The sequence below is a fragment of the Nitrospira sp. genome, assembly GCA_029194675.1.
Lineage (GTDB): Bacteria > Nitrospirota > Nitrospiria > Nitrospirales > Nitrospiraceae > Nitrospira_D.
Genome location: JARFXP010000001.1, coordinates 1002821 through 1016169 on the forward strand (window position 1 = coordinate 1002821; position 13349 = coordinate 1016169).

Annotated in this window: 13 protein-coding genes; 4 read left to right on the forward strand and 9 right to left on the reverse strand. The window is 59.1% G+C overall.

Going from position 1 to position 13349, the window contains the following annotated elements; all coding sequences use genetic code 11:
* Positions 1–83: 83 nt before the first annotated feature.
* Positions 84–728 carry a hypothetical protein gene (locus P0120_04715; protein ID MDF0673630.1) on the reverse strand — a complete coding sequence of 215 codons (645 nt, stop codon included), beginning with the start codon at positions 726–728 and terminating at the stop codon, positions 84–86.
* A gap of 53 nt (positions 729–781) precedes the next feature.
* The gene (locus P0120_04720; protein MDF0673631.1) at positions 782–1153 is read right to left on the reverse strand and encodes a DUF3015 family protein; all 372 of its coding nucleotides are present in this window, start codon (positions 1151–1153) and stop codon (positions 782–784) included.
* A gap of 193 nt (positions 1154–1346) precedes the next feature.
* Here P0120_04720 and P0120_04725 point away from each other — a divergent pair, with 193 nt between their 5' ends.
* Positions 1347–2846 (forward strand): M48 family metalloprotease, encoded by a 1500-nt coding sequence (locus tag P0120_04725; GenBank protein ID MDF0673632.1) that lies wholly within the window; start codon positions 1347–1349, stop codon positions 2844–2846.
* Between the two features lie 65 nt (positions 2847–2911).
* On the opposite strand, the gene P0120_04730 is transcribed toward P0120_04725, so the two are convergent.
* From P0120_04730 to P0120_04760, 7 genes are all read right to left on the reverse strand, one after another.
* Entirely contained in the window at positions 2912–3040 is a 129-nt protein-coding gene (locus P0120_04730) for a hypothetical protein (GenBank protein ID MDF0673633.1), read from the reverse strand.
* Between the two features lie 22 nt (positions 3041–3062).
* Complete coding sequence (locus P0120_04735; GenBank protein MDF0673634.1) at positions 3063–4238, reverse strand: ATP-binding protein; 1176 nt, start codon at positions 4236–4238, stop codon at positions 3063–3065.
* 430 nt (positions 4239–4668) lie between these two features.
* Positions 4669–5250, reverse strand: coding sequence for a hypothetical protein (locus P0120_04740; GenBank protein ID MDF0673635.1), 582 nt, complete (start codon positions 5248–5250; stop codon positions 4669–4671).
* A gap of 303 nt (positions 5251–5553) precedes the next feature.
* Positions 5554–6165, reverse strand: a complete 612-nt coding sequence (locus P0120_04745) for a hypothetical protein (protein MDF0673636.1) — start codon at positions 6163–6165, stop codon at positions 5554–5556.
* Between the two features lie 47 nt (positions 6166–6212).
* On the reverse strand, positions 6213–7628 hold the full coding sequence (locus P0120_04750; GenBank protein MDF0673637.1) for a patatin-like phospholipase family protein: 1416 nt from the start codon (positions 7626–7628) through the stop codon (positions 6213–6215).
* A gap of 40 nt (positions 7629–7668) precedes the next feature.
* Positions 7669–7920, reverse strand: coding sequence for a hypothetical protein (locus tag P0120_04755; protein ID MDF0673638.1), 252 nt, complete (start codon positions 7918–7920; stop codon positions 7669–7671).
* Between the two features lie 91 nt (positions 7921–8011).
* Positions 8012–9445 (reverse strand): DUF4403 family protein, encoded by a 1434-nt coding sequence (locus tag P0120_04760; GenBank protein MDF0673639.1) that lies wholly within the window; start codon positions 9443–9445, stop codon positions 8012–8014.
* Positions 9446–9639: 194 nt separating this feature from the next.
* On the opposite strand from P0120_04760, the gene P0120_04765 reads away from it, so the two are divergent.
* The 3 genes from P0120_04765 to P0120_04775 all read left to right on the forward strand — a co-directional run bounded on the left by P0120_04765 (position 9640) and on the right by P0120_04775 (position 13342).
* Positions 9640–10542: a universal stress protein gene (locus tag P0120_04765; protein ID MDF0673640.1), complete on the forward strand. Its 903-nt coding sequence runs from the start codon at positions 9640–9642 to the stop codon at positions 10540–10542.
* A gap of 250 nt (positions 10543–10792) precedes the next feature.
* On the forward strand, positions 10793–11266 hold the full coding sequence (locus P0120_04770; GenBank protein ID MDF0673641.1) for a hypothetical protein: 474 nt from the start codon (positions 10793–10795) through the stop codon (positions 11264–11266).
* Between the two features lie 270 nt (positions 11267–11536).
* Complete coding sequence (locus P0120_04775) at positions 11537–13342, forward strand: mechanosensitive ion channel family protein (protein ID MDF0673642.1); 1806 nt, start codon at positions 11537–11539, stop codon at positions 13340–13342.
* Positions 13343–13349 lie beyond the last annotated feature (7 nt).

A 13349-nucleotide genomic window follows, 5' to 3' on the forward strand; every position in this document is an offset into this window, starting at 1 on the left:
GCTAGTGTAGTGCGTCAGAAATCGCTTTACATCCCGTTCGTCCTGAGGCTCTCGAAGGACGAACGGAGGTTCTTCGCAGCCCGTTAAAAAACACCCGCGTCCTGTGCGGCCGCTAGAAACCTATGCGTGCAATCGGTGATCCCCTCGCGAATCAAGATTCCATCCTGCGCCAGCATGTTCGGCCCTCTTTGCGTCGACGTGCAGTGCCAGGTAAAAAGTGTGCGCTCGCCCGAGCGGACGATATAGTCGACCACCAGGTCGAACGATCGTTCCTGTCCGCTTTTCCAGTCAACATAGAATCGTGTGATGGTGCCGGACACGAGGTGGTCGCTCGGCTCTGTTGTCCGGTACCCCGACCGGTCCAGTTCTTTGCGGAGGGCGTCTGAGAAGAAGACACCGATTTCCTGCGCGAGGTACAACTTGGTTTTCGATGCCGGATCGGTTTCAACCTGACGCGGACTCACGCGATGCTCATCCGACGGTTGATAGCGAAAGGGCACCGCGCCGACAGATCCCTGTCCTTTCAGAGGATTGGTCGGTTCGTACTTCAGTGAGACGATGCGGGGACAGCCTGTCGTTGTGACGATGAGAAACAGGAGGCAGGTCGTCCGCAGGAACGACCTGCGCGAATAGCAGCCCTTCCCGGCGATCAAGCTCATGGTCATCGACCTTGCCTTTCGAAGATTGCGGACAGCATCGGTTACGGCGACGACCTTCTGTCCGTTCACTCAGATCGTCCCTATCCCACCGGCTTGCCCACCGGCTTGGCAGCCGATGAGTCCTATCGAAGGGCTGCGACGAGCTCTTCTGGTTTTGGTCGGAGAGATAGCTCTCCGTCGGCCATGCGACGCTGCGCTCGCTCGAAAAACTCCTGCTCGTGAGACGGAGGCACCCCAAGGAGCTTCCCCATCGATTCCAAATACTCACCGCGCCCCCTGGCCATGTCCTGCAGCAGGTTATCGGTGTTCACTGCCGCGAAGGCGAGGGCCTTGTATTCCTCCTTAAGCAACCCATTGTCATCATACCAATCACTCGGCGTCGTGCTGGACAAGGTGTTCTTGATGCTGTCTGTTACAGTGCAGGCCGTCGAGAGCAGCAGACTGCCACACAGCGCAAGGAATAGGAGCAAACCGGTTGCAGCACGGATCGACATGGTTCCACCCTCCTTTCTCATGTTGCAGACGGCTCTTCGAAAAGCGATGTGAACGATATCAGAGCCCCCTCATTCCTGCAATGCCTGCGGGTGGGATTCGGTGATAATCCCTCCATTTAAAGCATCGCCCATGCTAGAGTGTGCAGCTGATAGAGGCCTGTGTCGTTCCTGAACCACCATCTCGTGAGGCAACATGGTGAAGACCTTGTCGATGATTCCGGTTTCGGTTCCAAGAACTCTTCGCGGTTTCTCCTTTCTGTTACCCCTGTTCCTCGGCGTGACCGCTTGCTCGGTGAACCCCGTGAGTCACAGACCAGAACTGACCTTGATGACGGTGGAGCAGGAGAAGCGGATCGGCGCAGAGGAGGCTGAAAAGGTCGAACAGCAGATGGGGTTATTGGATGATCCGGCGTTGACGGACTATCTCAACGTGCTGGGTCAGAGACTGGTAAAGGAGTCCCCACGGCAGGACGTGACACATCGCTTCTACATAGCCGACATGGCGGAGCCCAATGCGTTTGCGCTTCCCGGCGGCTACGTCTATGTCACCCGCGGTTTGCTGGCGCTGGTCACTTCGGAGAATGAACTGGCCGGCGTGGTCGGCCACGAGATCGGCCATGTGGCGGCCAGGCACTCAGTCCAGCAGGTTTCCAAACAGGGTCCCTTCGCGGTCCTGTTCGGGATTGCATCGGGGCTGACCGGGATCGTCAGTCCGCTCGTAGGACATGTCATCGGGGGCGTCGGCAATGTCGCGCAGAGTCTCGTGTTCTCCCCCTACAGCCGGTCTCAGGAGTTCGAGGCGGATAAGATCGGGCAGGAGATGGCGGCCAAGGCCGGCTGGGACCCGGAGGGACTCTCCGTGTTTCTGAATACTTTGAGCCGGGAGGAGGATCTCTCGAGCAATAAGCCGCGCCGGACCAGTTTCTTCGATTCGCATCCTGCGACGCCCGACCGGGTGAAGAACACCAGCGAACATGCGAAACAGATCACACGAGCGGTCCGCGAGCCGATCTCGTCCTCTCAGGAGGCCTTCCTGGAACGACTCGACGGGATGGTCGTGGGACAACGGGCGGCCAACGGCATCGTCGAAGAGTCTACCTTCCGTCATCCTGATCTGAACTTCTTCATCCAGTTCCCGGAGGGCTGGCGGGTCGAGAATACGCCCACCAAGATCGTCTCGGCGCCGAAGGACGGGCACAGAGCGGTGGTGTTCCAGGCGGTGGCTGAGGGTGACGATCCACGGGAGGGCGTGAGGGCCCTGGAGAACGCGAGCAAGACGCAGCTCAAGACCCATCCAACGAACGTGAACGGGTTGCCGGCCGCCACGACCAGGTTTGCCGAATCGAAACTCACCGTTGATATGACCTGGATTGCGCATGGAGGAACGGTCTACCTCATCGCCGCATTCGCGCCCACGAGAGAGTTTCAAGGTGTGGAGCAAGTCTTTCGGCAAGTGACACAGAGCTTCCGGCCTCTGTCGGTGGAAGAACGGGCCGCCATCACCGAAGACCGCATCAGGCTGGTGAAAGCACGGCAAGGGGAGAACGTGCGGGCCATCGCGGCTCGGTCCAATACCGTCTGGAAGCCTGAGCAGGTCGCGGTCGCCAACAATCTGACCGACTACGAACCGCTGCCCAAGGGCCACGTCATTAAGGTCGCCGTCTCGGAGCCGTACGAGGGAAAGCAAAAATAAGGGGCGTCTGTCCTCCCGCCATTCGTAAGATATGGGTATCGCGCGACCCGCGTGGCCGGTCTATTTCACACGAGGCTCGGTTCGATCCCGCCGCCCCGCAACAACGGGCTGCCCAAGCCAAGCCCTACCGCTGCCCAAAGCAGCACCACAGCAGCCAGCACGTTATATGTGGTGATCTCGATACTGACCGCCACACCGGCTAGGCTTCCGGCATCGTCACAGTTCTTCGAGAAATTCCTGCCACGGCAACGCCCGCACGCCGGGAGCGAGAGCATGCGTCGGCATGCTCAGCTGCGGTGATTGATGCACGAGAAGCATCCTCGTGCCGGGAGCCTTTGTGCGTGTTCGTTTCAGCGCCTCAGCCAGCCGCTGCATCGGCATGGCCATGGCAGGCGTCACCGTGCGCCCGGCCTTGCACTCCACCAGTACCACCGAGCCGCCGCGTCCGGGCACGAGGAAATCCACTTCCAGACCCTGCTCGTCGCGGAAATAGTATAGCTCGCGCCGGTCGCCCGCGTTCACCTGGGCCTTGGCCATCTCTGCTGCGATGAAGCCTTCAAACAACGCACCACGAAACGGCGACCGGGCGAGTTCTCCCGGCGTCTCGATGCCCAGCAAATGGCACGCGAGGCCAGCATCGGCAACATAGATCTTGGGCGACTTGATCAGGCGTTTGCCGAGGTTCTCGTAAAACGGCGGTACGATCAGGATTTGCGCCGTCGTTTTCAGTATGCCGAGCCATTGTGCAATGGTCGGCACACTCACACCCAGTGGGGCGGCCAGATCCGTCTTATTCAACACCTGCCCATGCCGGCTGGCCAGCAGCGCGAGGAACCGGCGGAACAGCGCGAGATCCTTCACCGCCGTCACAGCCCGGACGTCTCGCTCCAGGTAGGTCTGCACATACGAGCTAAACCATAAGCGCGCCCCGCTCGGGCGTGCCACCACTTCGGGATACCCGCCACGCCACAGGCTGACCTTCGGCGTCTCACGCCATGACAGCGGGAGTAGTTGCAGCACCGCCGCCCGCCCCGCCATGGATTCCGTCACGCCCTGCATCAGCGGCGACTCTTGCGAACCGGTCAGCAGCCACTGGCCCACGCGCCGCGGCCGTCGATCAATCCGTGAGCGCACAAACGCGAATACCTCCGGTACATTCTGCACCTCGTCAAGGATTGCGGGTATCGGCACGGCGTCAAGGAAGCCTTGCGGATCAGCTCGAAGCCGCGCCACCACGTCGGGATCTTCGAGCAGGAAATAGCTGGCCTTGGGAAACAACCGGCGCAGCAGCACTGTCTTGCCGGCACGGCGCGGCCCGGTCAGCACCACGGCCGGAAAGCGTTTCACCGCTTGCAACACCTGGCTTTCCAGCTGACGTCGAATGTAGCGCATAGATGAGAATTATAAACTGTGACTTTAGATTTCTCAATCCAGAGCTGCAGCGTGTGGCAAGCACGTCATCTGCCCGGTTTTTTTAGTACGTGATCCGTCGGGTTTAGGGTGCGCGCGCTGCGCGACGGCCATGTCATTAAGATCATCAAGATTGCCGTCTCGGAGCCCTACGAGGGAAAGAAAAAGTAAGAGGCACGAATGCCCCGAAGCCAGAGCTTCGGACCACAGGGGGTGACATCAAGATTTGTGTGATGTCCCAGAAATACGTTTGTGGTGAACCTTCGATCTGTGCTCAGGACTGCCCTTCGACAAGCTCAGGGCGAACGGATTATGAATGAATTTCATGTGCTGATGTATGAGAGGCTGGCGGGCGAGGTTATCCGCGACTGCATCTCGACCTCGCCCACCTCCACGACACAATCCCGGTCGCTTAGAGGGGCTCAAAGCTGAACTTTTGACCTCCAATGGCCGCCTCATACATCAGACCGCCTATCGCTTGCGTAAAGACGGCCATTCCCTTGTGGTAGTCTGTCGCGAGTTGTGCACCGGATTTCGGTCCGGCACTGACTCCCGCTGATCCTCCCGTTGACCCGGCCTGGGCTTGCGCCCCGGCAGTAATGGCTACTGCTGAGGCTGTGGCGTCGAAGGCAAAATCCCCGCTCGTAAACTCATCATAGGCGCGCTTATCTTTGAAGAAGATGATTTCACAGAACCCCTGGCCTCCAGCCTGGAAACCGAATGAGAGCTTGATCAGCCTTGTTTTGCCGGTCACCTTCCCTTCGCGGTAGACTTGTCCCTGCCCATATGCGCCGCCGACCCCCAGACCCCCTTTCCCGATGAGAGGAAAGACCGCGTATCCGTACGCATTCTCAAAAAACGGTTTCACCTGCTCTGAAGATTTGAATTTGTCGATCGTGGACGAATAATCCTCGGCCGCCAAAGCACTAGAGCTCGCACAGACCATGGCTGCCATTAACAAAACGGTTGGTAGAAACACACGAAATGTCGTCATGGGCGCCTCCTTCTCCTAATGATTATGACCTATACGCCTAGCAGGTTGTTGAAAATCCATCTTACCATCGATAATCCTGGGCGTCACGAGGTCACGGACCGAATCAGAATGCCCCGCAGGGTGTTCAAAAAGGCCTTCCAACAAGGCCGCAACGAGCGAAGAGGCGGAATCGTAACCTATTTTTACCCGGCCCACCCATCACCTGTCGGAACAGGCGTTTACCCAGGCCGTACGTTGAGCCTCTGAGCGACGCGAGAACGACGTTGGAGGACTTTTTCAGGGGGAGTCCATATAAACAGCCTGCTAGTTCAGTTCGTCGTCCTTCCAGTACTTCGTTCCATACAGCATCGCTTGTCCCATGAGGCCGTTCTTGGTGAACTGATACACTTCCACTCCCTGGAAGAGTTGCACATCTTTTTCTCCGGCCCCCGCGAGCTTCTGCTCCTGACGCATCGCCATGCCCTGGTCGCCTGATTGAGCCTCCGCTCCGGCCTTCCCCGAGAACTCGATTCCCTTCTCGACGAACTTCTTAAAGTCTTCTTTTTCATGAAAGATCATGACGGCGCGCAAATCCGAGACACCGAAGCCCAGGCCTCCTCCTACCTCGATCATCTTCATGAAGATTTCCTGCTTGGTGGCATTGTCCACGGCCACTCCGTACCCGTTGCCGCTGCCGAGCATGAAGATCTTGACGTTCATGTTGCTGAACACCGCATAGCCGGCGGCGTGCTCCAGCCTGGCCTTCACGCTTGGCTTTTCCTTGTACAGGTCGGCGAGGGTCTGGCGCTGCATGCTGCGAATGTTCTCGCGCTTCTCTTTCTGGCTGTCTCCCTTCGCCCCCAGAAAACCTGTCAAGGTGAGCAGACTAAAAGCCGTCGCAACCGTCAACAGCACGCTATTCTTCCATCGCATCATGGTATCCTCCTTGGCGACCGCTGTGACCGGGTGGTCCATGGTGCCATCTACTGCAAATCGCGCATCAGCCGCTGAAATTCCGGGTCGCGATAAATCAGTTTCGTCGCGGCGGAGAGCAGACGTTCGATCTGTTCGTCGGTCAGGTACAGCGTCGTGGGAATTTTCATGAGAGACTGCTGTTCCTCCGCGTCGGCCACGGCTCCCAGACTCACATCGATGAAGTACACATCCGCATCTTCCGTAAACAGGCTGTCGTTGTCTTGGGGACTTCCCAGGAGAACCCTGCCCGCCGAGGCAAGCTTACGGGCGCGCAGCTGTTCCCGCCACTTCTCCACGCCTAGTCGCATGATCAACAGCGTATCCGCTGAGTAGCGATTGATCGGAATGTCCACCAGCGCGTTGAACACCCGTGAGATGCTGGGGATGTGATCGCTGCGGTACTCCCTCACGTCGGGACTCGTTTCAGCGTTCACCGCGATGAAGACCAGCTTCTTGACCTTCTTGACCCCGGCGTTTTTGAGCGCTTGATCCAGCCCTCCCGCCACCGCCGAGCCCTCCAGGACGCCCCTGAGCGCCATATTGTCCGAGAGCCCTCCGTCGAGGAGATGGATCTGGGGTCGTTTCTCAACATCCAGGTAGGAAAGCAGCTCCTTCGCCCGCTGGCGCTGCCCTGGTCTGGCTGAGTGGGCGGCAGTTTCCAACCAGTCCGGTGGCTGGTAACCGCAGCCCCCCGCGTAATTCTTGAGCGTGATCGGGCTCAACACCAGGGGCAGCGCCGCCGAGGCGGCCGAGGCATAGGCGATCGGCAGTCGGCTGAGATCGGAGCACAGCATGTCGAACTGAGGTTGGATGAATTCAAACCGCGACAGAGTGGCCATATCCGACGCATGGATCAGCAAGCCAGGCCTGGTCTTCTGGTTCACGAGATCGCCGTAGGTCTTGCCGTCATACAGTGCCTCGTCCAGCAATTCGGACATGATATGGATGCGACCGAAGTAGGGGGACCAGAGGCGAACCCAGTTACTCGGCGAGCGCATGATGCGGTGTCTCAGCTCGCTCTCCCAGTCCTTCCGCAAGAACCGGTATTCGAAGTCGTGGAAGATGCGCTCTCCGAAGAGCGAGTAGTAAGCGCCGGTGAAGGTCCCGCCGGACAGCGCAAAGATCACGTCCAGTTCGTCGAGCAACCGCTTGGTCTTCCCTTCCCAGGTAATGGGTTGCCGGGCCAGGACACGCAAGGCCCCGAACGCGAGCGTGGAGGCTCGCGTGCCGCCCCCGGAAAAAGACGCCACCACGAACAGACTGTCGGAGTTGCCCTCCTCCGCAGGCGCGAGGTTGGGAAAACGATACCCATAGTGGGGGTCCCACTTGGCCAGCGGCGCGTTCAATGTGGGACGGACGTATTCACAGCCGACGAGACCAACGGAGAGAGTTGCGACAAGGAGGAAATGAACGACTCTACGCATCGGGTCCAACATTCTAGGAGAGTGTGCGAGCTGTTGCCGACTACTGCTTGCCGGTCGCCGCTTTGTACTCGTCCTCTGTGATCTCTCTGACTTCGGAAGACTGGAGCGTAACCGTGCTCCCGCTCTTGTCATCCTTGATCTTGACCGCTCCGGATCTTCCCTTTTCGCCGACTTTGGTTGTGTAGTACTCCTTCCCGCTTGCCGGATCAGTGACCCGATAGTAGGTCGTGCAGCCGGTCGCGATCATCATGAGTCCACAGATTGTAACAATCCCTAGACGAAACATCCGCATGGTCATCCTCCTGTTGTGAAGTGTTGGTACGGTCATGTCGGGCCTATCTTCATCGGGCCCGCCATGGATCGTTTCCAGACGCCCCTTCCGCTCATTGCAACACCAGCCGCACGGTGCCCTGAGCGATCATCTGGACCTCAACGCCTCCGGTGACGGGATAGATGCCGGCGGGAAGCAGCTTCGTGAATCTTCCCTCCAGCCTGGCGCCGGGAGCCAGCTCCCGCGTCAGCGCCTCGTTGAGGCGGGTCTGCATGAGCATCAGGGGCTCGGCAAGATCCACGAAAATTTCCGATTCCATTTTCTCAAGCAACGTGTCGCGCCAGAACCGCTCCGCTCCGCGTACCAGCATATTCTTGGTATCCATCGTGAAATCCAGATCCCTGAATTTGATGGATCGACTTGGCTCGTCGAACACCGGAACGCCGGTGGAATAGAGCGTGCCGTTGACCCCGCCCTTCACCTTGATCGCCACGATCAATTTGCTGCCGCTACCGTAAAGTTCCACGCCGGTGATCGTGATCGGCTCCCCAAGCGGGGTATCGATGTTCTGGCCGACAAGCATGCGCTCGAGCCGGCCGTTGATTTTTGCGTAATCCACAAACACCGGGTACAGCAACCGAGAGCCGCCCATCGTGGCCGGCGCCATCTCCAGCGAGGGAAGCGGTCGGTCCTGGGAGGGCGGCTTGCGGTCGAGGATCTTGGGTTCCATGATCAGGTTGACCGACGTCTTGATCAGCAAGCCGCCGTCGGAGTCGATCGGGCCGACCCGCGCGTCGACAGGGTTGAGCGTGAGCCATCGGTTCGACATCAGCTCGACCGGCTCTTGTAGCTTCTTCCAGATGACCGCCGCTCGCTGTTTTCCGGCGTTGTGCTCGTCGATTTTCCGGTCGATCTTTTCCGCCAGAACCGACAGCCTGGACTGCACCAGGGACTGCAACATCGGGGTGGCGTCGACGTTCAGTGGTTGGAGCCGGCAGTCGTCGACAAAGGCCGGAGGATCAAAGCTCGTCTGCGGGTTGAGCCGCCAAGCATCCGACCAGCTGACTGCCGTATGAGCAACGACCTGGATGCGTTTCGGGGGGTCATCCCCATGCCCGCAGCTCCCCTCTTCCACCCGCTCAGTTCCGGGGCGGCGGGCCCAAATTCTGTATCGGATGTCGTTGAACGTCAACTCGAGCCGGTCCTGGCGCATTTGATACCGAAACCCACCCCGATGCAGCCGATAGAGGAAGCGAAGATCATCTCTCCCCGGCAACAGGGCAGCATCGTTCCACCCGTCTTCACGGGCGACGACGGGAGGAAACGTCTGATCCACCAGGAGGGCCAGTTCTTCTGCCGAAAGACTGACCTCCATATTGACCACTGAGCGCGCCAGGGAGGGAGGCGAAGGAGGCGGCAACAGTTTCTCGTTCGGTTTCGGAATGCTCACGCTGGAGCCGCCCCACGCGTTCGAGGTGCCGATCAAGAAGATCAGTCCTGCCGCTCGCAGAGCCAGACCGAGGCGATTGGGTAAACCATTGGCCATATGCTGGAACACCGGATGGGGCGGCAGGACTCTATCTGAGAACAGCTGGATTTTCAAGGCTGCTTCGGCGTGGTTGCCGGCTACGGCATGGCAAGCGACGGAGGGTGACGGTCTCCAGTTTTACCTTGAAAAATCTCGGGATGCCCGGTTAGAGTCGCTCTTCATTCGTGTGTAGGAATCGTTCGAGGAGGCCTATGGTTACAAGCAATTTGTTCGAGGGTCCCGTTCTCCAACGCATTGTTCATCCGTCCGACTTCTCTGAAGCCGGCCAGGCGGCGTTTACCCACGCGCTGGTCGCCGCGCTGACCGCCAAGGCCACGCTGACCGTCCTGCATGTGTCGGGCCGTCGAGACAATTCGTGGACAGACTTTCCCGGAGTCCGAGAGACCCTGGAGCGTTGGGGCCTGCTCCCGAAGAACAGCGAGCGAGCGGATGTGTCGAAACTGGGGATCAAGGTCCAAAAGGTGCAGATGATTCACAGCGACCCGGTCGAATCCGTCGCGGCCTATCTCGATCAGCACGGCACGGATCTCGTCGTGCTGGCGACCGACCAGAGCAAAAGCGGGGTCCAGTGGTTCAACAGATCCATCGCGACCGGCGTCGCCCGCAAGTCGCGGGTGATGACGCTCTTTATTCCGAAGGGTGTGGAAGGTTTTGTGTCCCTCAATGACGGATCGATCTCCCTGAAGAACATCCTGATTCCCGTGGCGCCGGTTCCCTCCGCGCAGCCGGCCGTTCAGGCGGTCGCTAGGATAGTTTCCAGGCTCCACTGCGAGTCCGGCCTGTTTACCCTCCTGCACGTCGGTGAGGAAGGGGCCATGCCGGAGTTGACTTGCCCGGAGGTTGACGGGTGGCGCTGGAACCGAATGACCAAGAGCGGCGAGGTGATTGAGGCCATCCATCAGGCTGCGGGGGAGACGGATGCGGACCTCATCGTGATGACCACGGACGGACGCAACGGGTTTCTCGATGCGCTGCGCGGAAGTCACAGCGAGCGGGTGTTACGGGAGTCTCGCTGTCCCGTTCTCGCGATTCCGGCGGGCGGGTTCATGGCCGAGGTCCTAGTTCATGGCCGTGGTCCTGTAGGTTCGGTCTGACATCCGCTCGGCTGGTACGAACATGAAATCATGTAAGTCTGTTTTTCTACGTTGACCAGGCTCTCGCACATTCAGTATAAGTGTTCTGTTGGCTCTTCCATCAGGCCGGGACCGACCGTGATGTCCGATTTCGGCGGGATGGTGTTGCGTACCATCATCCCGATGTTAGGTAGCCGACCGGTTTAGAGATTCCTGTCAGGAGTCCTTCCGTGTCATTCCCAATAACCCATACTTGAAAGGAGAGTTTCGCATGCGAGTAGTCACCTCGATCGTGCTCACCCTTGCCGTTTTCATTGCCGCGCCGGCGTTTGCGCAGAGCGCAGCCGACACCAACATGGAAATCCTGATGGAGAAGCTGAAGGCGGACAAAAAGTTGCTCGTCGCTTCGAACATGGATCTCTCCGAAGCGGAAGAGAAAGCCTTCTGGCCTCTGTACGACCAATACCAGAAGGACCTCGACAAGCTCAATCACACCCTGGGGAAGACGATCAAAGAGTATGCGGATGCCTTCAACAAGGGTCCGGTCGAGAACAATACGGCGAAGAAACTCTTGAACGAGGCCCTGACGGTCCAGGAATCCGAGGTGAAACTGAGGCGCACCTATGCCAACAAGGTCAGCAAGGTGCTCTCCTGGTCCAAGGCGGCACGCTACATTCAGATTGAGACCAAGGTTCGGTCGATCGTGAACATGGAGTTGGCCAAAGCCATTCCGTTGACCTACTAGCCTAACGGACGGCGTCATGCCTGTCCGAATCGCATGAGATGGAGAGAGCCGGGCGCAGGCAGATTGCGCCCGGCTCCGTGCCGGTTGAATTCTAGTCCTTACTAGTCCTTAACAGACCTTCGTTCGAACCGCCGCGATGGACATGTATGCAGCCTCACATTCGGTCCATGCTCGGCGGTCAGTATCACGGTTTGCTGTTCGGCGCGCTGGAACCTCGGCAAACGCTCGGCAGGCCGCTCCTGGTACGGCTCACGCCAGGAGGTCACACCCATGCTCCTAGCTGAAAAATCGAGCGGTGCCATCCTCTTGTTCGCGCTTGTCTGCTTCGTCGGATGGACTGACAACACTGTCGCTGAAACGGCCCAGTCCGAGCCTACGGTCAAAAAAGCGTTGCAAAGCCGGGCACAGGTTGTTGGACCGGCCGCGGAGATTGCCGGCGCGCCGGAAGATGAGTTGAGCCGCGGCACACCGCGCACGAGCTTTGTAGGATTCCTCCAGGCGACGAGAAACCGCGATTTCGAACGGGCAGCCCAGTATCTCGATCTCCCATCCGAGATGCAATCGGACGGACCTGCATTGGCTCGGCAACTTAGGATGGTGTTGGGACGAGAGCTGTTTCCGGATCTCGAAGCGCTCAGTGTGAATCCCACGGGCGATCCGAGCGACGGATTGGCGGAAGGGCGGGACCGTATCGGGCGGATTACCGGTGAAACCAAAATTTATGACCTCTTCCTGGAGCGGGTCATTCGTGAAGACGGGGTCTACATCTGGAAAGTGGCCTCTGCGACCGTGGCCCAAATTCCAAAGCTCCATGCAGAGTTCGGATATGGGCGGCTGGAGACGATCCTGCCTCCGTGGTTCTTCGATTACCGGATCTTAGGAATCGAAATTCTGTGGTGGGTGGCGTGGGTGATCATCAGCGCCGCCGCCTTTCCGGTCGCGATGCTGTTCGCGACCGCGGTGCTGCGGCTGCTGCGCCGGTTTCGTCCCGATGCGCCTCCCGAGCTGGAACAGTTTTTCACGGGACCGATTCGTTTGTTGTTGTGGGTGCTGTTGGTCCGCTCCCTGATGCAGACACTCCACACGTCGGTCGTCCTCAAGGCGCTCGCGGAAGCGAAGACGGTGCTCGTCGTGGCGTTGGCCTGGATGGTCCTGCGGGCGCTGGATCTCGCGGCGCAGCGAATCGCCGACCGGCTTCAGACTGCCGGGCTGGGCGGCGCGAAGCTGTTTCTCCGTCCGATCAGCAGACTGGCGAAACTCACGACGCTGGTCGGAGCGTTGCTGCTCTGGCTTGAGAACCTCGGGTATGAAGTCACCACGCTGCTGGCAGGGCTCAGCATCAGCGGAGTGGCCGTCGCGCTGGCCTCCCAGAAAACGCTGGAAAACGTCTTCGGCGCCGTTACGCTCTATACAGCCCAGCCGGTCCGCGTGGGAGATTTCTGCCGGTTCGGCGACCAGCTCGGGACGGTCGAGGAGATCGGTCTGCGGGCCACGCTGATCCGTACGCTGGATCGCAGCCTCATCAGCGTGCCCAACGCCGAATTCGCCTACATGCATCTGACCAATCTTTCTCGGCGAGACCGCTTCTGGTACCATCCCCGTCTCAAGCTCCGGCCGGAAACCACGCCGGACCAAATCCGGTTCCTGTTGGTGGAGGCCAGGAAGATGCTCTATGCCCATCCCAAGGTGCTTCCGGAGCCGCTTTGGGTAAGATTCACGGAATTCGGTGATGCCTCTCTGAATCTCGACGTATTTGCCTACATAGGAGTCACCGATTACAGTGAATCGCTGGAAGTGGCCGAGGATCTCAATTTACGGATCATGGACCTCGTCGCGGAGGCCGGGACGGAACTGGCGCTCCCGTCGCAAATTCAGTACGAACTTCCAGGCCGGCCGATGGACGAGAGTCGCATACGAAATGCCGAGACCAAGGTCAAGGAATGGCGGGCTCAGCAGTCGCTGTATCTGCCGAATTTTCCAACCGACAAGATCACGGAGTTGAAGGGCACATTACAGTATCCTCCGGCCGGATCGCCGGAAGCGGTGACACAGCGTAACGGTGTATCGCAACCCTAACACACAA